Here is a 22,275-nt window from a genome sequence, read left to right as displayed (position 1 = left end):
CCTGTCTTTGGCGCGATGGCATGGCTGACCGCCTGCCTGTTTCCTGCGCCCGTCACGGCCCAGTCCCGTCAGGACACCGACCCCCTCGATCGCGACATCGTCGCAGTCGGTGCGGGGTTGGCGGTCGTTCCCGACTATGAGGGTTCGGATCATTACCGCCCGGTCTTCGCGCCCGCCGCGATCGGATCGGTCAAGGGACACAGCTTCGTCGTTGCCGGCAACCAGGCCAGCCTCAATCTGCTGCGCGATCGACCCGGGCCGGTCTGGCAGGTACAGGTGGGGCCGGTTGCCCAGATCAATTTCAATCGCAGCGCCATGGGCGCTATTCACGATCCTCGTGTGCGGGCGCTCGGAGCACTTGGCCTGGCCGTTGAAATGGGCGGCTATGTCGGGGTTCAGAAGACGGGAGTGGTGACCAGCTCCTATGACAAGCTCACCATGGCGCTGTCTTATCGGCACGACGTCTCCGGCGTGCATGAAGCGGGGGTCTGGCAGCCCAGCCTGACCTATTTCACGCCGCTCTCGCTTCATGCGGCGGTGGCCTTTACGGCATCGGCCGACATCGCCGAAGATCGCTATGCCCGAACCTATTACAGCATCTCACCCGCCGACAGCATCCGAAGCGGCCTGCCCGTCTATGATGCGAAGGGAGGGTTGAAAAGCTGGACCATTGGCCTGATCGGGGTTCGGACGGTGCGTGGCAATCTCCTGCACGGCGTCCAACTCGTCGCGCTTGGCACGTACGGGGCGATGACCGGCAGCATCGGCGATAGTCCGATCGTCGCGAAGGCCGGGTCTCGCGGCCAGTGGCTGGGGGCGCTGGGGCTCGCCTATAGCTTTTAACCGGCCATAGCGCGGCCGCCAATCCCGCGGCTCAGCGTCGGCCAAACCACCATCCGGTTCTGCGTGGCATAGATGTGTAGTTCACGGAGAGAATATCGCCTTCCTTTTGTGCAGTACTCCTAAGCGTTCGAAGTCGATGCCAGATTGTCTGAATATCATTGCTCGAAGGTCACCGGGCCGAGTCAATGCTCCCGAAATGAAGACCAGAAGCTTCCGACCAGCGGCTCCAATGCGTAATCCAGCGCGGTGCGCTTGCGTAGCGGGATCAGGACCTGGACCGGCATTCCGGCGCGCAGCGCGAAGTCGCGGCCCCGCACCTTGCGGATCAGCGCGATCTGGTCGAGCGGCACGGTCACCTCGCCGGTGAAATAGGTCTGGCCCGTCTTCTCGTCGGTGAAGCTGTCGGCGGACAGGCGGCTCAGTGTCCCGTCGAGGTTGGGCAGGGTGCGTTCGTGCAGCCCCGGGAACTTGACCAGCGTGCGCTGTCCGACATGCAGATCGTCGGCGTCGTCCGGCGCGATGCGCGCCTGGATGCGGAGCGGCTGGCGCTCGGGCACGATATCCATCAGCTTCTGGCCCGGCGCGATCACGCCACCGGGCGTAAAGATGGTCAGGCCGACCACGGCGCCCGTCGCCGGGGCCCGGATCGCGGTGCGCGCCAGCTGGTCCCGCGCCGCCACCCATCTGGGCATGACCTCCCCCAACCGGCTTTCGACATCGCGCAGGTCGGCGGCCGTCCGCTCGCGGAAGACGCGCTCGGCCTCCAATACCTGAATGCGATTCTCACGCACGGCACCGGCGGTCTGCGCGACTCCGGCGGTGTACTGCCCACGCTGGCCTTCGAGTTCGGCGCGGGCGCGCTCCAACTCGCGCATGCGGGTCTGCGAGACGAAGCCGCGATTGGCGATCGGTCGGAGCGCGGCGATTTGTTCGTTGATCAGCCGCAACTGCTCGCGCGCCGCGGCCGCCTGCTCGCCAAGGCCGCGGCCCTGCTCGCCCGACTGGGCGACCCGCTCGCCCAGGGCGCCGCGTTGCGCAGCCAGCACGGCGGTGCGCGCGGCAAGCTCGGTCCGCTGCAACCGCATGGCGAGCCGCGCCTCGTCGCGATCCTCCGGCGCCAGGCTGGCGAATTCGCGCGGCTCGGTGATGGTCGCCCGGCCCATCTGTTCCGCCTCCAGGCGACTACGCTGCGCCAGCAGGCGGATCGCCTGCGAGGCGAGCGCGCGTTCCTGCGCCCGGACCTCGGCAGCAGCGAGGGTCATCAGTAGCTGGCCGCGCCGGACGCGCTCGCCCTCATGGACGAAGATCTGGCCGACCATGCCGCCATCGCGATGCTGTACGGCCTGACGCTGGCCCGAGACGACGAGCGTTCCCGGTGCATAGGCGGCAGCGTCGAGCCGGACGAACAGCGTCCAGCCCAAAAAGCCGATGAAGAACAGCGCCGCAACGATCAGGCCCAGTCGGATGTCCCGGCGCGGATCGGCGAGATCGGTCGCGGCGGCGTCCGGCGAGGGGAGGGGGGGCGTGTGGTTCATGCCGATCGCACCGTGGCGGCGGGGGGCGGTGCCGGGGCGACGCGTGGCGGCATGACCTTGGGCAGGATGTCGTCACGCGGTCCATAGCCCTCGACCCGACCGTCGCGCAGGACGAGCAGCTTGTCGACCACGGGCAGGATGCCGAGCTTGTGCGAGACGATCAGGATCGTCCGCCCCGCCGCCTTGAACGCAGCCAGCGCCTGGACCAGCGCGGCGTCGCCCTCGGCGTCGAGATGCGCATTGGGCTCGTCCAGGATCAGGATCGCCGGATCGCCATAAACTGCGCGGGCCAGCGCGATCCGCTGCGCCTGGCCCGCCGAGACCCCGCGTCCTCCCAGGCCCAGCCGGTGATCGTAACCGTCGGACAGGCGACGGATCAGCGCATCCGCGCCAACCTGCTGCGCGGCGGCCACCACCGCCGCATCGCGCGCCTCGTCACGCTCGCCGGTCTCTCCGGCGAAGCGTGCGATATTCTCGGCAACCGTCCCGGCGAACAGCGCCGAATCCTGAGGCAGATAGCCGATATGCGTCGCGAGCCGTTCGGGGTCCCAGTCGCGCGCATCCGCCCCGTCGAAACGGATCGTGCCGCGCTCCGGCGTCAGCGCGCTCGCGATGGCGCGGATCAGGGTGGACTTGCCCGCCCCGCTCGGTCCGATCAGCGCGATGACCTCGCCGGGCTGGATTGCAAAGGACACGCCGTGCAGGATCGCCGCGTCACGACTGTCCGTCAGCACGGTCACGCCCTCCAGCTGGATCGCGCCGCGCGGCGGGGGCAGTTGCGTCGGGCGCTGTGTCGCGGGTGCGGTGGCGAGAAGCGCTTGCAGGCTGGCATAGCTTTGTCGCGCCTGCACGATGTTCCGCCAGGTCGCGATCAGCTGCTCGATCGGCTGGAGCGCGCGGGCGATCAGGAAGGAGGAGGCAAAGATCGCGCCGCCCGAAATCTGGTTATCCACCGCCAGCCAGGCGCCGAGCCCGAGCGCCAGCGACTGCAACGCCAGCCGCACGAACTTGCCCGCGGTCAGGAAACCGCCCGCCGCGAAGTTCGCCTCGGTTTGGGCGATCAGCATGGCGCGCCGCTGGCGCAGCTGGCGCGCCACCATCGCGCGTCGCATGCCGAGTGCACGGATGCTGTCCGCCGCGCCGAGCAGCGCGTCCTGGCTGGCATAGGACTGGCTGGCGACCTGCTGCGCGATGTCGAGCCGATGGTGGGTGGCGCGCTCGTTGAGCCAGGCAATCATCGGCAGCGCGACGCAGCCGAGCACGGCGACCACGCCGATCCAGGGATGCACCAGAAAGCAGACCAGCAGGTAGATCGGCACCCAGGGCGCGTCGAACAGCGCGAGGATGCCCGGTCCGGTCAACGTACCGCGCATCGTGTCGAACTCGCGCAACGCGGCACGCGCGCCCGGCAGGTCGGGCCGCCCCAGCGTCGCATCGAGGATCAAGGGCGATAGCGCGGTGTCGAGCCGGACGCCCGCGCGCACCAACAGCCGACTGCGCACCCGATCGAGCAGCGACAGGGTCGCCAGCGCGAACAGCAGCACGGCCGTCAGGAAGAGCAGCGTCTGCACCCCCTGGGTCGGCACCACGCGGTCATAGACCTGCAGCATGTACAGGGTCGGCGCGATATAGAGCAGATTGACCAGCGCGCTGAACCCTGCGGCGGCGGCGAGGTGCCGCCGACATTGCCGCAATGCGTCGCGAATAGGGGCCTGAAGATCGTGCCCGAGCATCATCACCGTAGATTCAAAATGGCATAGTCAGAATGCGAAGGCCGCGCGATCCACCAACGGATCGCGCGGCCGGTCGCCGACGGGGTCGAGGGTCAGAAGCCGTGGCTGAAGTCCACGAACCGGGGCAGCGCATGCGTCAGGAAATCGCCGGCATCGTCGAGCAGCCCGTCGAGCCCCGGCTGGTGATCCGACCAGTAATCCGGGCCGGAAAACTTGACCGCCTTGACGTCGTTGACATTCAGCAGCGTCACGCTGGTTCCCTGGGTGAAGCTCAGCACGAGATCCTTGACGCCATCGCGATTGACGTCCTGAACCCGTGCATGGGCGAGGCGGATACCGTCGTCGAGCACCAGGGCGTCGCGCGCCGTGTCGAAGTCGGTGATCGTGTCGCTGCCGTCCAGGCGGCCGAAATGGAAGGTATCGGCCCCGGCTCCGCCGCTCAACGTATCGTTGCCGAGCCCGCCGAACAGGATGTCGTTGCCCGCTCCGCCGTCCAGCACGTCATGGCCCAGCCCGCCGAACAGCACGTCGTTGCCGTCGCCCCCGAACAGCCGGTCGTTGCCGAGCCCGCCGCTGAGCTGATCATGGCCGCCCAGGCCGTAAAGCGTGTCGTGGCCCAGGCCACCGGACAGCGTGTCCTCGCCCGCCGTGCCGGTGAGCGTGTCGGAAAAGATGCTGCCGGTGCGGACGACCCCATCGGCGATGCCGGTCACGGTGACCGCCACGCTGGCCGTGCTGGTCAGCCCCTGGCCGTCCGACACGGTGTAGGTGAAGCGATCCACCTGCGACGCGCCGGTGGCCAGCGCATCGAAGGCGTCATGGTCCGCGACATATTTCAGCGTCTGCGTAGCGGCATCGAAGATCACGCTACCCAGCGTATCGCTGGTGTCCACCTTGACGATCGACAGGGTCTGGCCGGTGTCGGGATCGCGATCGTTGCCGAGCAAGGTGGACCAGAGATTGGCGGTGGTCGCATCCTCGTCGACCGCCACCGCATCCGCCGTCGCCACGGGAGCCTCGTTGACGTCGTCGACCACGATCGTGAAGCCGTGATCGGTGCTCAGGCCGCCCGTGTCGGTTGCCCGCGCGACGATCTGGTAGTTCTTCACCGCCTCGTAGTCGAGGGCGGCGGTCGTCGTCACCACGCCCGTTACCGCGTCGACCGCAAACAGGCCCTGCGCATTGTCGATCAGGCTATAGGCGAGGGCATCGCCCTCCGGGTCGCTGGCCGCAAGCGTGCCCACGACCGTTCCGGCGGCGAGATTCTCCGCTACGTGGTCGCCGCTCAGCGCCAGGGCGACCGGCGCCTCGTTGACGTCGCCAATAGCGACCGTGAACGCCTGCTGCGTCGACAGGCCGCCGCTGTCGGTGACCTTTGCGACCAGCGCATAGGATGCCGCCGCCTCATGATCGAGCGGCGCGGTGGTGGTAACCACGCCGGTCGCGGCATCGACCACGAAGAGGCCCTTTGCGTCGTCGACCAGGGTATAGGTGAGCCGGTCATTGGCCGTGTCGGTCGCCGACAAGGTGCCGACGACGGCGCCCGCCGCCAGATTCTCGTCGACCGCATCATGGCTCAACACCAGGTCGCGCGGCGCCATGCCAAGTTGGAGCAGTGCCAATTGCGGATCATGGTCGGTCGGGCGATCCTCGCCGAACTGCGAATTGAGGTGGACCGAGTCATATTGCGCGTTGGTGAGCAGTCCGCCGGTGACCAGGATATTGTCGATCTGCTGCGCATTGCCCCCGAACATATAGCTGTAGCGCTCTTCGGGGCTGAGCAGCGTGTTGAGGTTGGTCAGCACCCCGCCCTTGGCGGGATCGGTCAGCTGGGTCTGGGCATTTTCAAAGTAGAAGCCGTTCCAGTCGCCGAGCACCGCCACGTTGAGTGACGGATCGTCGGCGAGATGCTCCTGGATATAGGCCTTGACGCCCGCCGCCTGCGCGGTGCGCGCGGCATCGCCCGCGTCGGCGGGCGGCTGGGTGTTGCCCCACAGCGGATCGCTGCCGCCGCGCGAGGTGAAGTGGACGTCGATCGCGGTGATCTTCTGCCCGGCGAACTCGAACTGCGCGACCAGCGGGTTGCGGCTGTTGTTATAGGCGCTGCCGGTGATCAGCGCCGCGCTGCCCTCGACATAGGAGACGCGGTCGACATTGTAGAAGAAGCCGTTGCGGATGTTGCCATTGGGCTGGCCGCCGCTCGAATTGGCGGTGGTCGGCGCGATCTCGACATAGGCGTAGCGCAGGCCGGACTGGGCGTAGATCGAGTCGATCAGACCTTGCGCCGTGACGGTGCCCGACAGGTCGCTGCCGCTGCCCGCACCATCGGCGTCCTGGATCTCCTGCACCGCCAGGATGTCGGGCGCGCGCAGATTATAGACGATGTTGCTCGCCAGCACGTCGAACTTGTTGTCCGACGTGTCGAGATTTTCAAGATTATAGGTGGCGATCGCCAGGTGGTTGGCGTCGCCCTGAAGCTGCGTGACCTCCTTGGTCAGCGTCACGTCCTTCGTGACGGTGACCGCTTCGGTGACCAGCACCTCGTAATTGTCGAACGAATAATGGACGATGCCGGTCACGCTGCTGAGCTGGTCGCCGATGGTGTAGCCCGGCTTGAAGCCCGCGAAGATCGCGCTGTCGTCGTCGATCTGGATCTTCTCGGGGTTGTAGTCGATCGTGCCGTCGGCATTGGGCGCAATGGTGATGCCGCCGCGATCGTTCATGCCGGTGGCGCCGACGCCATGCGACGCGACGACGTCGGTCTCGCCATAGGCGTTGGTGTTCGATACCGCCTGGGGCGTATCGATCGTCACCCGCATCCCTTCCAGCGACTCCCAGAAATCGATGCCGTCGTTCGCGGGGTCGTAATGTGTCAGCGGGTCGTGATCGATCGTGTGCGCCGGGGGCAGGACGCCGCCCGTCCCGATCAGCACTGCAGCGGGCAGCGCATTGCCATGGCTGGCAACGGTGACCGTCGGGGTGACGATCTGCGTGACCGTCAGGCCCTTGGCGTCCCCGGCATATTCCGCCACCTTGCCGCGCACCGTCGCCTCGTCGCCGACGAGGACGGTCGGCTTGGTGCTGGTGAAGACGAAGATCGCGTCGGACGTGCGGTCATTGCCGTCGCCGACCGCCGACTGCAGGTAGAAGCCGTTGGAGTCGACAGCGGTCACGACGCCGTTGGTGGCCACCGTCTGGTTGACATAGGCGGAGCTGTGACCCTCGCCTTGGATCTGGCCGATCGACAGTGCGATCGGGTCGTCGTTGACGATCGTGCCGGTCGCGGTACCGCGATCGATCACGACATCGCCGCTGGTGGTGCCCAGCGTCACCGACAGCGTTTCATTGCCTTCGCCGACGGTATCGCCCGCGATCGGCACGACGATCTGCTTGCTCGTCTCGCCCGCCGCGAAGCGAAGCGTGCCTGCCAGCACCGCCGCGGCCCCGAGATCGGCGGCGTTGGCGGTCCCGTCCAGATGGACCGCATAGTCGACCGTGGCGGCGTTGGCGGTGCCGCCCGCGCGGTTCACGGTGAAGACCAGGTTGCTGGTGCCGCTATCGCCCTCGACGACGCGGGCATCGTTGACGCGCAGATGCCCCGTGCCGGTCGCCGACAGGAAGCTCTGCCCCGCATTGACCGATCCGAAGCTGTCGGTGCTCGGCGCGGTCCAGGTGAAATCGCCCGCGCTCGACCCGGACCCCTTGAGCTGCAGCGAGAAGCCCGCGCCGGGCGCGGGGGACTCGGCGACGCCGATATCGGTGCTGGTCAGGCCCGCCGCCGCCGTGCCCGCTGCCGCGGTGATCGTGCCGCCATAGGACAGGAACTGCACCACCGTGCCGTCCGGCGCGACCAGCGCCACGCCGTCGGCCGGGCCGTTCTGGAGACCGTTGACCGGATAGCGGAAGGACACCGCGCCAAAGCCGTTGCCCTCGTCGTCGATCGTGCCCGACAGGGTGGTCGTCGCATAGACCGGTGCCGCATCGGGCGTGTTCGTGCCGTTATACAGCACCAGCTTATAGCCCGACAGGTCGGTGCCCGCCGCCCCGGCAATCTCGATCGCCTCGCCGACATCGGTGCCGCTATTGTCGTAGTGGATTTCGTTGATGAAGACGTTCGCGCGCGGGGCAGGCGGCGCGGCATCGTCGTTGGCGATCGTTCCCGTCGCGACGGCACGGGTCAGCGTCGCGCCGCCCTGCGGATCGGAGAGTGTGACGGAGAAGCTCTCGTCGCCCTCGAACACCGTATCGCCCAGCACGGGCAGCCGGATCTGGGCAGTGGTCGCGCCTTCGGCGAACGTCACCGTGCCCGTGCGCACCAGATCGGCGGCGAAGTCACTCGCGTCGGCCGCGCTCGCGCCGCTGCCCAGGTTCAGCGTCCAGGTCGCCGATACGCCGCCTGCGGTGCCATCGCTGCGCGTCACGGTGAAGACGATCTCCCGCGTGCCGCTGTCTCCTTCCGTCAGGCTGGCGTCGGCGATCGCCAACGTGCCGGGCATCGGGGTCGGCGCGGCGCTGCCGAAGGTCTGGCCCGCATTCACCGCCCCGGCGGTCGCGGTGTTGATCAGCGCCCAGTGGAAGTCTTCCGCCGTCGTACCGGTGCCGACCAGCCCCAGCGCGGTGCCGCTCTGCGTCCCGTCCTCATAGACGCCGATGTTAACGCTGGTCATGCCCTTGGCGGGGCCATCGGCGGCGACGAAGCTGCCCTCATAGCTCAGGAACTGCACGACATTGCCCGCCGCATCGACCAGCGCGAGGCCATCGGGCTCTCCGGCGGCACCCGAGCCGCCGTTCTGGATGCCGTTCGCCGCATAGGCGACCTTCACCGTGCCCATGCCGTTGCCCTGATCGGCGATGGTGCCGGTCAACGCCACCGTGCCATAGGCCGAGCGCTGGGCAGGGTTGCCATTGTACAGCACGATCTTCCAGCCGGTCAGATCGGTGCCAGCCGCGCCCGCGATCTCCACGAACTCGCCCGTATCGCTTCCCGCATTGTCGTAATGGAATTCGTTGATGAAGACCGACGTCGGCATAACTGCTTTCCCCACACCCCGCAGCTTCCGAGCGCTGCGTCGAACATGACAGCTACGTTATAATTCCACCGTGACAGGAATATTGCGATCCGATGAATTGGGTCGGCATAAGACGCTGTTCGTTCCTGAGCTGCGATTAAGCGAGCCCGCTCGGATTTTTCCGGACCTGCTTTCGGCTTTGGCCTGCAAAGGAGGTCGGTGTGAAGGGACGTCAGGTGTTGGGGAGTTGCAAATTTCCTGAGGTCATTCCCTTATAGACCATCGTCCCGGAAAGCGCGGATGTTGCCAAGCAACCGCGCCCCCGGCCCTGTAGGCCTTGCCGATCGCGGCAGGCATTCTGCTCCTGGTCACCAGCATCGCAGCACGGGGGGCAAAGTCCGGTGCTTGCCGATCGTGCGCGGGATAGACGGACGCGATGACGCCCTGAGGGTATCACGAACGTCAGTCGGCCGTTTCCAACTGTCGTTCGCCCCAGGCCGGGAACGGATCGCGCAAGTTTGTCCAGAGCGCGGGCGTGAAGGCCACGCCTGATACCAGGCAGGCATCCAGCCTGGCTCGAATTCGCGCCTCATCCATGCCGATGCCGATAAAGACCAGTTCCTGCCGTCGGTCGCCCCAGATCATGTCCCAGTGTCTGGCGACGAACTCCTCGAAACGGCCATCATCGGGCCACTGATTCTTGGGGATCGACGCCCACCAGCGGCCCATACGGGCCGTTTCGGTCTGGCTGCCCGCCACTGCCAGTTCACCCACCCAGTCGGGCCGGGTCGCCAGCCAGAAATGGCCTTTGGCCCGCACGACATGGTCGAGGCCGCCATCGGTCAGAAAGGCGTGGAAGCGAGCCGGATCAAAGGGCTGGCGGGCGCGATAGACGAAGCTTTCGATCCCATATTCCTCGGTTTCCGGCTGATGATGGGCATAGCCGTACAGTTCCTTTGCCCAGAGTGGGTGGCGTGCGGCCTTTTCCTCATCGAACAGCCCGGTGGCGAGGATCAGATCCAGCTCCACGCGCCCATGATCCGCCGGGACGATGACCGCGTCCGCATTGAGGCTGGCGACCAGCTTCTTTACGATGCCAAGCTGCTCCGGCGATACCGACGACGCCTTGTTGACGATAACGACATCGGCGAACTCGATCTGTTCCACCAGCAGGCCGACCAGGCTGCGGGTATCGTCCTCACCCATTGTTTGGCCGCGATCGGCAAGGAAATCCTGGCTCGAATAATCGGCAAGCAGGTTCAGGGCATCGACCACCGTGACCATCGTGTCGAGCCGTGCAACATCCCCCAGCGAGACGCCCGCTTCGTCGCGGAACGAAAAGGTCGTCGCGACAGGAAGCGGCTCGGAAATACCAGTCGACTCGATGACCAGATAATCGAACCGGCCGGCTTCGGCGAGCGCCCTGACTTCGGCCAGCAGGTCATCACGCAGCGTGCAGCAGATGCAGCCGTTGGTCATTTCGACCAGCGCTTCCTCAGATCGTGAAAGGGCAGCCTCGCCGCCACGCACGAGGTCGGCGTCGATATTCACTTCCGACATGTCGTTCACGATGACCGCAACCCGCCGTCCCTTGCGATTGGCCAGGATGTGGTTGAGCAGAGTCGTCTTTCCCGCGCCGAGAAAGCCCGACAATACGGTGACGGGAAGACGGCGATCGGACGAAGAGAGGCTTGTCATGACACGTATCCGGTGAGACATGTTACAACATTACATATATGGAGACGCAGCTTGATGTCCAGTGGTATAGCGACGAAGAGGATTGGCGGGCAACGCTGGCACTTGGGCCATTTGGCAACCGCTTCGGTCGTGAGCTTGACCCGCTACTTAGGGCTGCGGGGCGTGATAACGGCGCATGTCCAGCGCTCGCGCATCCTGTCGCGTGCGGCTGCGACCCAGCGGGCCGGGGCGAGGGTGGGCACGATATGAGCGCTGTCGTATCGGACGCAAACGCGCGCATCCCGGTGTCGGTGCTGACCGGCTTTCTCGGCAGTGGCAAGACGACCGTGCTCAATCACTTGGTCCGTTCGCCCGACATGGCGCGTGTGCTGGTCATCATCAATGAATTCGGCGCAGTCGGACTCGATCATGAACTGATCGCACGATCGAATGAGGATCTGGTGGTCGAGATGATGGGCGGGTGCCTGTGTTGCACCATCCGCGGTGACCTTTCGCAGACGCTGCGCGATGCACCATGGCGTTTCGCGCGCGACGGACAATGCTGGTTCGACCGGGTGATGATCGAAACCACCGGCCTGGCCGACCCCGCGCCGATCCTGCACACCCTGATGACCGATCCGCGACTGGAGCCGCTTTACCGGCTCGATGCCGTCATCACGACGGTGGACGCTGCGGCCGGTATGGCCACGCTCGATGCCCAGCCGGAAGCGGTGAAGCAGGCGGCTGTCGCCGACCGACTGCTGCTGACGAAGACCGACCTGGCCGACGAGGCCGCACAGCAGATGATCCGTGACCGGCTTGCGACGCTCAATCCGTTTGCGCCCATCATCGCGGTTACCAATGGGGCGGTGGAGTCCGCCTTATTGTTTGACGTCGGCCTATGGGACCCCGCCAGCAAGAGCGAGGATGTTCTCCGCTGGCTGGCGGAGGAAGCATCTCACGCCGATCATCATCATCACCATCATCATGACGTGAACCGACATAATGCCGGTATCCGCGCTACCTGCCTGACATTCGATATGCCCTTGGAGCCGATCGCCTTCGATCGCTGGCTAGGACTTCTCACCATGTTCAAGGGGGCGGATCTGCTGCGGGTGAAGGGGATCGTCAACCTGGTCGGATATGACGCACCCGTGGTCGTCCATGGCGTGCAGCACGTCTTTCACCCACCGGTCGAGCTCGACCGGTGGCCGTCGGCGGATCGGCGTACGCGAATGGTGTTCATCACCCGCAACATCGATCCGGAGGAATTGCGTGGCACGCTGGCGCTGATGACGATGGGGTTGCAGAATGTCGAGCTTCAAGGGCTGATAGAAAGCGTGTCCCCGGAGATACCGGCCTGATTCATGGCTTAAGCATGCTGAGCCTGCGACACTGTCCGAGCCCCTCCGACATGGCGTTAACATGACGGTTTCGTGGGACCGCTGGCCGTTGCGATGCGGACAGGTGCGGACGCGATCAGTCCTGGCTGGGCTTTTGCTGTTTCTCTTTCGATGCGTTGGAAGAGGCCGTCATGCGGGGAGCATCAGCGTCGGCAACCGCTCCGGCGAAAGAGCCGGCAGAACCTTTCAGAAGGAACGAATGGATGTTTACCGAAGCGATGGTGTACAAGGCGTTGCAGACTTGGTGCGACAATGTGGTGGCGGTCGGCAGGGCTCATTCCGAGGGTGGCGACGCGCGCGCCGTTGCAATGCAGGTGCTCAGCGACAATTACGACTATGACCATGGGAAGGTTCTGTTCAAACCGACCCTGACCTTCGGCACCCAGACTTTTCGTCCGACAAAGGAGGGCGCTCTGGCTTATTTCATCGGGGGGAACGAGGCATTCCCCGATGACACGGGCTTCAAGCTGAAGCCGTGGGTCAAGGTTTGGTATAGCAAAGAGGATTTCATCCTGCATGGCGATTTGGCGATCGTGCAATGCAATGTCCATTTCATCGGACAGGACGATACCCACATTTTCGTGAACAAGAGTTTCGTGTTCAAGGAATGTGAAGACGGCAGGGTTCGCATCATCCTCCACCAATCGTCCTTGCCATATCGACCCTGATGGGGCCTTGCGGCAGCGTTCTTGGTCCTTGCGCCGAATGGCTGCCGCCTATCTGCGGGGGCCATCGGCCAACCTTACATGCGTTTTCCATTCACCCCACAATATCTCGATCCGAATATACCCAACCCAGGCAATTGCCATTGGGGAACGCCACCACTCGCCGTTCGACGCGGCGCGCTTCCCACTCAACGAGCGGGCGAATGCCGGCTTATTCGCTCATTGCTTCACCGACCCGACGCTGTTTGGCGGCGTGCGGCGGTCAGGGTCGTCACGTTGAGATGAGACATCATCGCACCAAGCTTGGGACAGCGTTCATCACCGGGCGATAAACGGAATATTTGTCAGGAACGGAAACGGGCGGCCCCGGCGTGATGCGCCCAAGGATGTGGGCCTTCAACGGATGTTGTGTAACCAATTGATCGGATCGTTGACCCAAACCTTGGCGACCTGCTCCATCGAGGCGTTGGTCATGGACACGCTTTCGCCACCTTTGCAGCAGGCCGCGAGCGCCATTCAGGCAGCGAGAGGAATGAGAATCATCGAACGCTCGAAATACTCGCTGGTTGTGAAACCGCGACCGGCATAGCAACAGGGTTTAGGAAAGCCAGAGATACGAGACGCCGCCGTCAAGCATCTGTGGCAGAAAGGAGCGCCAGTGTCGAAACACCAGCATCTGCTCATCGGCGTGTCGATGCTTGCACTTGTTGCCGGAGGTACTGCACTTTACATCGCGCCGCTGGCAGCGGGCCCCGTGGGGGCAAAGGATTGCAGCGGAATTCTGCCGCGGCTTTCGCCTCTTTCGCCGCTTCCCGCAAATGTTCCGGAACCCGACTGGTCGCAGCGCGGCGGCCATGTCAACGATGCCAGCTGCCTCAGCCGGACCCCGGTCGCGGGCGTCGTTCGTATCAGGACCGAAGCCGATGTCGCCACCGCCTTGCGCTATGCCGCCGCACATGGGCTGACCGTATCGGCGGCGGGGGTGCGCCATTCGATGGGCGGGCAGGCCTTCCGTGCGGGTGGCGTGATGCTCGACATGCGGGGAATGGACGCGATCCATCTCGATCCGGAGGCGCGCACGGTGACGGTGGGGGCAGGCGCAACCTGGCACGCGATCCAGCTTGCCCTCCATCCCCGTTTCGCGGTCCAGGCGATGCAGTCGACCGACATCTTCTCCGTCGGCGGTTCGATCAGTGTCAATGCGCATGGGATGGATCACCGGGCGGGTGCGGTGATGGGATCGTTGCGCCGCGTCACACTGATGCTCGCGGACGGACGCGTGGTCACTGCGTCACGGACCGAGAATGCCGACCTGTTTCGCCACGTCGTGGGTGGATACGGGCTGTTCGGGGTCATCTTGTCCGCGACCTTGGATGTCGTCCCCAACGATGTCTATCGTTCCGGTCGCAAGCGGATCGACTATCGCGCATTTCCAGACACGTTCCGACGGATCGCCGCCGACCCGGCCGTGGGGCTCAGCTACGTCCATCTCTCGACCGCACCCGACAGCCTGCTGCGTGAGGCGTTGGTCTATACCTATACCCGCCACCCGGAGGACCAAGGGCTCGACCGCGCCGCCCTGTCCGAAGTCGCCGCGACCCGGATACGGCGGTTGACCGTCAACCTCGCCAAGCGGAACGACCTGTTCAAGCGGGTGAAATGGTGGAGCGAAAAGCATCTCGAACACCGGTTTGAGCAGTGCACGGTGTCGCGGGCGCAGGCGCAAGGCTCGGGCGAGGCCTGTCTGGTCGCGCGCAACGACCCGATGCATGACTCTGTCGCCTATCTGGCCAACAATCTGCCGGGCGAGACGGACATCCTCCATGAATATTTCGTGCCGCGCGCCCGGATCATCCCGTTCATCGATGGAATGCGGACGATCCTTCGGGCCGATCAGGCCAATCTGGTCAATGCCTCGATCCGTGCGGTCGGGCGCGAGGACAATGCGCTCAGCTATGCACCCGAACCGGCTTTCTCGGTGGTCCTGTATCTCAACCAGCCCACCACGCCCGAGGGGACGGCGGCGATGCGGCGGTTGACCAGCGACCTGATCGATCTGTGCCTGCGCGAGGGCGGGCGGTTCTTCCTGCCCTATCAGCTTCATTATACCCCGGCGCAGCTTGCGCGCTCCTATCCCGAGATCGGCACGTTCTTCGCGGCCAAGCGCAGCTGGGACCCGAAAGGCCTGTTCAGCAACACATGGTATGCGCGCTACGCGCCTTTCTTCGCGAAACAGCCTGCCGCGATGCGCCCCTCGATGACGGCCGGCGCGCCCAAGGCGTAGAGACGCCTTACGAAGTCGGGGGCGTCGCTGCGCGCCAGGGTTGCGCCGTGACGGACTTCCACGACCTGACCACCCGCCTCGGCAACGATCCGGACCGCCCGTGCGCCATCGCCGACCACCGCCACCTGCCGTCCGGCGGGGCCGATGAACGGCATGGCGATCATCACGCCGACCCATAGGCCAAGGACCAGCGCCGCTTGCGCCGTGAAGCGTAGAGCTCGCTCAATAATCATAGACATGCTCGACCTCGCCACCGCTTTGCCGCACCTGTCGCAGCGTGGCGGTCAGCGCGCGCACCGGCACGACGATCCCGACCCGCCACCATCCCGCCCGGTCAATGGGCAGCGAGAGCCGTACCTTGCCCGGCGGCGCGGCGGTGGCGGGAAGGAGCAGGGTGACGAATATCTCGCCGTTACCCGCAATCTCCATCAGGTCGATCCGCGCGTCGGCGAGCTTGCCCAGGATATCGTTGAACTGCTGGTATCGCGGTGCCTGCGCAATCGTGAGACCGTCCGCGCTCGAGCCGATGGGCACGATCCGGGGATCGACGGCGCGCAGAGCCTGCGGTGCTGCACGGGCGACGAAGCGCAAGGTGGTTTCATCATGTCCCACCGTTGCCCGGGTGGCCGCGTCGATCGCCTTCGCATAGAGAGCCTTCACGCCATATTCGGCCGAAAGCGCGAAACGCCGTTCCCAATGCCGCGCATGCTGGACCGGTTCGGCGGTCCGCCACTCGTCCCGCAGCGCCTGACCGAAGGGAAAGCGGAACCACGGCGTTTCGTGCAGAAATGCGCCATAGCGTCGCTGGACCGTGGCGGCGTGGCGGTCGTCGGCGCTTGTCCATCCGCTCAGCGATTCGAATAAGCGCCCGATGGAGCGTTCATAGGCCGCCTTGACCAGCAGTTCGGCGGTGTAGCTGATGCCGATGGTATAGATGGTCAGCTTGTAGTCGCTCGCGGTCGGGCTACCCATGGTCAGTTGGTTGACCGTGCAATAGCTGGTCCAGAAGGACGCGATGTGCCGTCCGAACGGAAAGGCGCTCGGTGGCGCGCCGCGGTCCAGATGGCGCGCATAGCTCTCCGCCTCATAGACGATGTGCCATTCGGGATAGGTCAGAAAGGTCGCTGCCAGCGGTCGCCGGTCGGCAGGCGGCAGGATCGAACGATAGGGCGGGGTGCTGCCCCGGTCCGCCGGGGGCGTGCGGCAGCCCCCTTCGATATAGACGACCGGTACGCTCACCGCGCCCGCGACGAGCGCTGCCGCTGCGATCGTCAGTTTCCAGCGGCGCTTCACCGTGCCGGTTCGGGACGACGGGCGAGCCGATACCCGACCCAGATCGCCACGCCACCGATCACCAGATGAGGCAGATTGGCGAAGATGTGGACGGCGACCGACTGTTGGATCGGCCCGTAGAGAAAGATGCCACCGTCGAGATAGCCGCTGCCCAGAAACAGCCCCATCACGCCGTCGGCGAAATAGAGCGGGCCGAACAGCCGAAAATAGCGCCGCGCCGCGCCATAGGACCACCAGGCCGCAACGCCCGCCCAGACGCCCGAGAAAAAGTGAAGGCTGTCGTCATACAGGTCGAGTTTGAACAGCCCGAACAGATTGCCGTTCGCATCCAGAAACGGCGGAATATGTCCGATCGCCACCACCAGCATAAAGCCGACGCAATAGGCCGCACCGATCGCACGCACTGTCTTCATCGCCGATGTTCCTCCCGCGTATTTTTGGCCCTGCTTATTGCATAGTCCGTCTCGTCAAAAGAACGCATATCAGGGTGCTGGCTTTGCCTTCTCCTTGGTGACGCCAAGGGGGCTTCGCCCTTCGGCGACTTCTCCGATCCAATCGACGTCGCGGCTCGGCAAGTCGGGGGCTGGGCAAGTCCTGCCCATGTGACCACCCGCTGAAATTTGGCTGATGAGAGGGGTGGGGCGAAGGGTCTGGGAAAAGACACGCTCGGTTGCGGCGGGTGATTTCGGATCTGACAATCCTGGATGCACCCCCAAGCGTGACGGGACCGCGCCGACCGGCGCCGCGCAAGCTGCCTCGGCGTCAGCCAACCCATGGCGAAGAAATTCCGCCGTGATGCAAGCCGATGAATAGGCCCTCAAAAATCCACTTGCATTCTCATGTGTAACGTTACACTTTCATATGCGCCATTAAAGATTTCTCGGACAGGGAAGCGTGGCGGTGAGGGGGGAGGGCCAGCCCGGTCTCGCACAAGCTTTTGTCACGAATTGGTGACAAATGGGCGGGTGCACTCTCACTTATAAAAAGGAGAGAGCATGCGCTATAAATTCAGCCTTCTTATCGGAGCGGGGGCGTGCCTGGCGGTCGGATCGACCGCGCATGCCCAGACGAACGGCCCGATCGACGCCACCACGGCAACGGCCGCCCCCGCACAGGCGACGCCTGGCGTCGGGAGCGCCGACGTCGGCTCGGAACAGGGCGCGGAAATCGTCGTCACCGGCTTTCGTCGATCGCTGGACATCGCGAACCAGATCAAGCGCAACGCCAATGTGGTCAGCGACGTCATCTCTGCGGAGGATATCGGGAAATTCCCCGACCTGAACCTCGCGGAATCGCTTCAGCGTATCACCGGCGTTCAGATCACCCGGTCGGCAGGTGAAGGTTCTGGCGCGTCCATCCGTGGCCTTCCGCAGGAATTTACCCGCGTCCAGTATAATGGCCGGACGCTGGGAAGCGGCGGCACGCGGTCGTTCGACTTCACCGCCTTTTCGTCCTTGTTCACCAGCTCGGTCGAGGTGCTCAAGTCCCCGACCGCCGATATGATCGAAGGCGGCCTGTCGGGCACGGTCAATGTCAAGACCGCAAGGCCGCTCGACATCGGCAAGACCACGCTCAGCGCCTCCATCGAAGGTGTTTACGAGGAAAATCGCGGGAAGCTGACGCCGCGTGTGGCCGCGCTCGGCAATTGGGTGAACGCCAGCGGCACCTTCGGGGTCAACGCGGGCATCGCCTTTGAGCGCCGCGACTACCGCGAGAAGTTCCTCAACACCTATGGCGCCGAAACCAGTCGCGAGTCACCGCTGTTCGACAGCAGCGGACGCGCGGTACAGGGCGGCAAGTCGCCGCCGATCGATTACAATGTCGATGGCGACTTTAACGATACCTATAGTTTCCAGCACGGCTTCGATAATTGGAATACGCAAGGGCGTCGCGACCGACTGACCGCGATCCTGGGTTATCAGTGGAAGCCGACCGAAGAGCTCGAACTCTATGGCGATGCCTTTTACAGCAGCTTGAAGAGCACCCAATATGTCAGCCGCGCGCAGGTCCGCTTCACCGATATCGCACCGCAGATTCCGGGCGGAACCAACTACGGCGTCCGATCGAGCACGATCGACACGAGCTTCGTCGGCCAGCTGCTCGGCGGCTCGCAGGGCTTCTTGACCGCACTGGATGCCGATGGCGTCAGCATCCAGGCGACCGCCCGTGAATATAACTCGAAGATCAACGTCTTCTCGGTGGCGCAGGGCGCGAAATGGAAGAGCGGCAACCTGACGCTGGAGGCGCAGGGTTCCTATTTCCGGGCGACCAACGACACCCGCACCTTCGGCCTTCAGGCGCAGGGTCGCGCCTCGGCACAGCTCACCTTCCCGAACGGCCTGGGCGGAGGTCCCCTGGTCGGCTTTTCGCGCGGCTATGACCCGTTGAACGGTAGCAATTTCTACCTGAATGCCGAGGATCTGGGGGCCTTCACCAGCCCCGACCGCAATATCGAAGGGCGGTTCGACGCTACCTACGCGCTGGGCGATGATTCCTTCATCCGATCGGTCAAGGGCGGCGTGTTTGCCAGCGGCCGCCGCTTCAGGAACACCTCGGCCTTCTCGGTCCTGAACGCTCAGCAGATCGCGGCCCTATCGAATGGCAAGCTGACCGTCACGCCCGGTGTCGAGGGCGGCGGGGGCATTCCGGCCGCAGCCTTTCTGTCGGCGGGCGATTTCTCGGGATTGCCGGGCAATGCGCGCCTTCTGGTGTTCGATGTGGGCAAATTCGCATCGGTGGTCCCGCGATCCGCCTTTTACGACGATCAGGTGATCCCGGTGCAGCCGGGCGCAGGGTTCAATGTCGAGGAGAAGACGCTGGCCGCGTACGGCCAAGTCGACTTTGCCGGCATGGACGATCGTCTGGCCGGTAACTTCGGCGTGCGCTGGGTACAGACGCGGACGTCTTCGGAGGGGTTGGTCCCGAACCTGGACGCGCTGATCGTCGAGGCGGATCGGGTGACGGTGACCGTGCCCGCCGCAGGCCAGACCTCGCTGAAGGCGAAATACAGTTCGTTTCTGCCCAGCCTGAACATCCGGTACAATCTGACGCCGGAACTGGTCATCCGTGGAGCCGCCGCGCGCGTGATCGGGCGACCCGGGCTGGGCCAGCTGAACGCAGGCACCTCGGTCGATGCGAATATCCGCTCGATCTCTTCGGGCAATCCGGCGCTGAGGCCCTACAAATCCGATCAGCTCGATCTGTCGCTGGAATATTATTTCGCGCGCGGCGGGTTGCTGTCGGTGGCGGGCTTCTACAAGCACCTGACCGACTATATCGTCTCCGGACAGACGACGGAGACCCATACGGTCACGTACCGCTCGGGGGGCAGCGCGACGCTGGAGTTCCGGCGGAACCAGCCGCTCAACCTGCTCAGCGGCGACGTCAAGGGCCTGGAAGTCGCGGCGCAATTGCCGCTGTCCTATGTCACGGGGACGCTGGACGGGTTCGGGCTGTTCGGAAACTACACCTATATCGATGCGCCCTCCATCCCCCGCACGCAGGGCGGACAGGCCTTTCCGCTGGATGGCGTCGCCCGGCACAATTATAATGTCGGCGCCTATTTCGAGAAATATGGCGTCGGTGTTCGTGGCTCCTATTCGTATCGCGGTCGCTACTCGAATGGCGGCGGCACCTTCGGCGACGGCAATTTCGTGCGACCCTATGGGCAGCTGGACGGGTCGATCAGCTACAAGCTGACCGAGAATGTCGATCTGAGTGCGGACGTGACGAACCTGCTGAACGAAAAGTCCTATCAGGACAATTCCTTTGGCCTTCTGTCCTATAGCGGCTTCACCGGCCGTCGCTTTACGGGCGGCGTGCGGATGCGCTTCTGATCCATGGCTCAGCCGGCACCTCGGGAAGCGTAGGCGAACGCGACCGGGCGTGGACCTCATGGATGACCATGACGTCCACGCCCGAGACCGTATCACCCGCTTAGAATTCGGACCACTCGTCCTCGGACACCGCAAGCGCGGTGTTGCCTGCCGTTCGCGGCGGCGTGGGCTTGGCGATACGGCGTGCGGCGGTCGCCGCGCGATGTTGCAGGTCATGGACCGGTGAGGCGGATGCGACGGGCGCGTTGCCCACCCGGAACCGGGCGATCTGGAGGCTCATCCCGTCGACCTCGGAGGCAAGGCTGCGCGCCGCGGCGGTTGCCTCCTCCACCATCGCCGCATTCTTCTGCGTCACACCGTCCATCTCGGAAACGGCGGTGTTGACCTGCTGGAGGCCGGTGGCCTGCTGCTCGGCCGATGCCGCAATTGCCGAAACCAGGCCGTTGATCTCGCCGATCTTGCCGATGATACGCTCAAGCGCCTCGCCCGTCTCGCCGACGAGCTGCACCCCCGCCGTCACCTGTACGGACGATGCGGTGATCCGAGCCTTCACGTCCTTGGCGGCCTCAGCGGAACGCTGCGCCAGGGCGCGCACTTCGGAGGCAACCACTGCGAAACCCTTGCCAGCGTCGCCTGCGCGCGCTGCTTCCACGCCGGCGTTAAGCGCCAGCAGGTTGGTCTGGAACGCGATGCCGTCGATGACCGAAATAATCTCGGAAATTTCGTTCGACGTACGCTCGATACCGCCCATGGCGTCCACCGCGCGGCGCACGACCGCGCCCGACCGTTCCGCTTCGTCACGGGCGTCGCGAACGGCGGAGTCGGCACGGTTGGCGCGCTCCGCGGTCGAACGGACCGTCGTGGTGATCTCGTCCATGGCCGCTGCCGTCTCCTCCAGCGACGCTGCCTGTTGCTCGGTACGCTTCGAGAGATCGTCCGAGGCCTGGCGGATGTCGTTGGCACCGCTGTTGATCCCGCTCGCGGATTCGGTGACCTGCCAGAGGGCATTGCGCAAAGAGGCTGCCGCTTCGTTGAAGTCCGACTGGAGCTTGGCGTAGGCGGGCGGGAAATCCTGCTTCAACTGGAAGGTCAGATCGCCGTCGGCCAGCGCGGCGAGGCCGGTGGCCAGGGCCTCGGTCGCCTGTGCGGCAGCGACGGCCTTTTCCTGCTCGGCCCGGACGACCGACTGGCGGAACACGTCGACGGATCGCGCGATGTCGCCGATCTCGTCCTTTTGGTCGAGGTGCGGCACATCCGCCGTCCCGTTCTGCGACGCCAGTCCCCGGATCGTTTCGGCCAGTCGCCGGATCGGAACGACCACTTTCGACGAGATGATGATCAGCGACATGGCCAGCACCGCAATTCCGCCCAGTACGAGTGCGATCATAATGGTGCGGTTCGTCCGCGCGGTGGCGGTGGCGGCGTTGCCGGTGTTTTCCGCGATCTTGAGCTGGAGGTTGACCAGCTTGCCAATGGAGTCGGATACAGGATCGATGCTCTGATAGAGCTTGTTCAGGACGAAACCGTCAAGGGCGGCGCGGTCTCCGTTGTTGAGGATCGTGAGGAGTTCGGCGACATGCTCGTCGGCGACCCGCATCCGGGTCTCGGCCTCCGTCGCAAGGGCAGCTTCCTCCCCGTTGATCTGGGTGGCGCGATACGCCTTCCAATGCTTATGCAAGTTTTCCGAGCCATCTCGCACCTTGGCGGCCGACTGGGCAAAAGTGAAATTGCCGTTGCGCGCCTTGTGTGAGGCATCGACGATGTCGACGGCGTATTTGTCGGCGACCGTCTTGAGGTCGCGCATGGGTACGAGGCGATCCTGAAGGATCGAGTCGAGTGCCGTCTTGTTGGTGCTCATGCTCCAGAACGATAAGGTCGCGAGCAGCACAATCGACAACGCCAGCGCCGCCAGGCAGGCGAAGAGTTTGCTACGGATGGTCATACGGTCCTCCTGAAGGAGCCGTATATTTCCCAATGCTTAAAATTTAACTTTGACT

At 64.7% G+C, this 22,275-nt stretch carries 13 protein-coding genes; 5 read left to right on the top strand and 8 right to left on the bottom strand.

Going from position 1 to position 22,275, the window contains the following annotated elements; genetic code table 11:
• The first annotated feature begins 15 nt into the window (after nucleotides 1-15).
• The gene (locus SSA01S_RS01090; RefSeq protein WP_206378975.1) at nucleotides 16-843 is read left to right on the top strand and encodes a MipA/OmpV family protein; all 828 of its coding nucleotides are present in this window, start codon (nucleotides 16-18) and stop codon (nucleotides 841-843) included.
• A gap of 182 nt (nucleotides 844-1,025) precedes the next feature.
• On the opposite strand, the gene SSA01S_RS01085 is transcribed toward SSA01S_RS01090, so the two are convergent.
• The 4 genes from SSA01S_RS01085 to SSA01S_RS01070 all read right to left on the bottom strand — a co-directional run bounded on the left by SSA01S_RS01085 (nucleotide 1,026) and on the right by SSA01S_RS01070 (nucleotide 10,818).
• Complete coding sequence (locus tag SSA01S_RS01085; RefSeq protein ID WP_061778800.1) at nucleotides 1,026-2,378, bottom strand: HlyD family type I secretion periplasmic adaptor subunit; 1,353 nt, start codon at nucleotides 2,376-2,378, stop codon at nucleotides 1,026-1,028.
• Nucleotides 2,375-4,114, bottom strand: a complete 1,740-nt coding sequence (locus SSA01S_RS01080; protein WP_240954732.1) for a type I secretion system permease/ATPase — start codon at nucleotides 4,112-4,114, stop codon at nucleotides 2,375-2,377. Before SSA01S_RS01080 ends, SSA01S_RS01085 begins: the two co-directional genes overlap by 4 nt.
• 89 nt (nucleotides 4,115-4,203) lie before the next feature.
• Entirely contained in the window at nucleotides 4,204-9,141 is a 4,938-nt protein-coding gene (locus SSA01S_RS19950; protein WP_061778799.1) for a DUF8508 domain-containing protein, read from the bottom strand.
• Nucleotides 9,142-9,582: 441 nt separating this feature from the next.
• Entirely contained in the window at nucleotides 9,583-10,818 is a 1,236-nt protein-coding gene (locus SSA01S_RS01070) for a GTP-binding protein (protein ID WP_061778798.1), read from the bottom strand.
• A 245-nt stretch (nucleotides 10,819-11,063) separates the two neighbouring features.
• Here SSA01S_RS01070 and SSA01S_RS01060 point away from each other — a divergent pair, with 245 nt between their 5' ends.
• From SSA01S_RS01060 to SSA01S_RS01050, 3 genes are all read left to right on the top strand, one after another.
• Entirely contained in the window at nucleotides 11,064-12,161 is a 1,098-nt protein-coding gene (locus SSA01S_RS01060) for a CobW family GTP-binding protein (RefSeq protein ID WP_061778796.1), read from the top strand.
• A gap of 242 nt (nucleotides 12,162-12,403) precedes the next feature.
• A complete protein-coding gene (locus SSA01S_RS01055) occupies nucleotides 12,404-12,868 on the top strand; it encodes a metal-independent carbonic anhydrase family protein (protein ID WP_061778795.1) in 465 nt (154 codons plus the stop codon).
• 655 nt (nucleotides 12,869-13,523) lie between these two features.
• Nucleotides 13,524-15,149: an FAD-binding oxidoreductase gene (locus tag SSA01S_RS01050; RefSeq protein WP_244885497.1), complete on the top strand. Its 1,626-nt coding sequence runs from the start codon at nucleotides 13,524-13,526 to the stop codon at nucleotides 15,147-15,149.
• On the opposite strand, the gene SSA01S_RS01045 is transcribed toward SSA01S_RS01050, so the two are convergent.
• Genes SSA01S_RS01045 through SSA01S_RS01035 form a run of 3 tightly spaced genes read right to left on the bottom strand, consistent with a single transcriptional unit; the run spans nucleotide 15,077 to nucleotide 16,855 of the window.
• On the bottom strand, nucleotides 15,077-15,388 hold the full coding sequence (locus tag SSA01S_RS01045) for a hypothetical protein (RefSeq protein WP_244885495.1): 312 nt from the start codon (nucleotides 15,386-15,388) through the stop codon (nucleotides 15,077-15,079). The two genes, SSA01S_RS01050 and SSA01S_RS01045, sit on opposite strands and share 73 nt — an antisense overlap.
• Complete coding sequence (locus tag SSA01S_RS01040) at nucleotides 15,372-16,442, bottom strand: hypothetical protein (RefSeq protein WP_061778793.1); 1,071 nt, start codon at nucleotides 16,440-16,442, stop codon at nucleotides 15,372-15,374. Before SSA01S_RS01040 ends, SSA01S_RS01045 begins: the two co-directional genes overlap by 17 nt.
• The gene (locus tag SSA01S_RS01035) at nucleotides 16,439-16,855 is read right to left on the bottom strand and encodes a DUF4383 domain-containing protein (RefSeq protein ID WP_058733574.1); all 417 of its coding nucleotides are present in this window, start codon (nucleotides 16,853-16,855) and stop codon (nucleotides 16,439-16,441) included. The genes SSA01S_RS01040 and SSA01S_RS01035 overlap by 4 nt, the downstream gene beginning before the upstream one ends.
• Nucleotides 16,856-17,437: 582 nt before the next feature.
• On the opposite strand from SSA01S_RS01035, the gene SSA01S_RS01030 reads away from it, so the two are divergent.
• Nucleotides 17,438-20,278, top strand: a complete 2,841-nt coding sequence (locus tag SSA01S_RS01030; RefSeq protein WP_061778792.1) for a TonB-dependent receptor — start codon at nucleotides 17,438-17,440, stop codon at nucleotides 20,276-20,278.
• A 100-nt stretch (nucleotides 20,279-20,378) separates the two neighbouring features.
• Here the strand turns inward: SSA01S_RS01030 and SSA01S_RS01025 are convergent, their stop codons facing one another.
• Nucleotides 20,379-22,220, bottom strand: coding sequence for a HAMP domain-containing methyl-accepting chemotaxis protein (locus SSA01S_RS01025; protein WP_061778791.1), 1,842 nt, complete (start codon nucleotides 22,218-22,220; stop codon nucleotides 20,379-20,381).
• Between the last annotated feature and the right edge of the window lie 55 nt (nucleotides 22,221-22,275).

Source organism: Sphingomonas sanguinis NBRC 13937, assembly GCF_001591005.1.
Taxonomy (GTDB): domain Bacteria; phylum Pseudomonadota; class Alphaproteobacteria; order Sphingomonadales; family Sphingomonadaceae; genus Sphingomonas; species Sphingomonas sanguinis.
Note: the sequence above shows the minus strand (reverse complement) of the source record. Positions and strands in the feature narration are given on the sequence as shown.

Excerpts from the sequence above, each read along its gene's own strand:
- SSA01S_RS01055 (WP_061778795.1), top strand. The coding sequence starts at position 12,404 with ATGTTTACCGAAGCGATGGTGTACAAGGCGTTGCAGACTTGGTGCGAC.
- SSA01S_RS19950 (WP_061778799.1), bottom strand. The coding sequence starts at position 9,141 with ATGCCGACGTCGGTCTTCATCAACGAATTCCATTACGACAATGCGGGA.
- SSA01S_RS01060 (WP_061778796.1), top strand. The coding sequence starts at position 11,064 with ATGAGCGCTGTCGTATCGGACGCAAACGCGCGCATCCCGGTGTCGGTG.
- SSA01S_RS01025 (WP_061778791.1), bottom strand. The coding sequence starts at position 22,220 with ATGACCATCCGTAGCAAACTCTTCGCCTGCCTGGCGGCGCTGGCGTTG.
- SSA01S_RS01090 (WP_206378975.1), top strand. The coding sequence starts at position 16 with ATGGCATGGCTGACCGCCTGCCTGTTTCCTGCGCCCGTCACGGCCCAG.
- SSA01S_RS01045 (WP_244885495.1), bottom strand. The coding sequence starts at position 15,388 with ATGTCTATGATTATTGAGCGAGCTCTACGCTTCACGGCGCAAGCGGCG.
- SSA01S_RS01085 (WP_061778800.1), bottom strand. The coding sequence starts at position 2,378 with ATGAACCACACGCCCCCCCTCCCCTCGCCGGACGCCGCCGCGACCGAT.
- SSA01S_RS01035 (WP_058733574.1), bottom strand. The coding sequence starts at position 16,855 with ATGAAGACAGTGCGTGCGATCGGTGCGGCCTATTGCGTCGGCTTTATG.
- SSA01S_RS01080 (WP_240954732.1), bottom strand. The coding sequence starts at position 4,114 with ATGATGCTCGGGCACGATCTTCAGGCCCCTATTCGCGACGCATTGCGG.
- SSA01S_RS01070 (WP_061778798.1), bottom strand. The coding sequence starts at position 10,818 with ATGACAAGCCTCTCTTCGTCCGATCGCCGTCTTCCCGTCACCGTATTG.
- SSA01S_RS01030 (WP_061778792.1), top strand. The coding sequence starts at position 17,438 with ATGCGCTATAAATTCAGCCTTCTTATCGGAGCGGGGGCGTGCCTGGCG.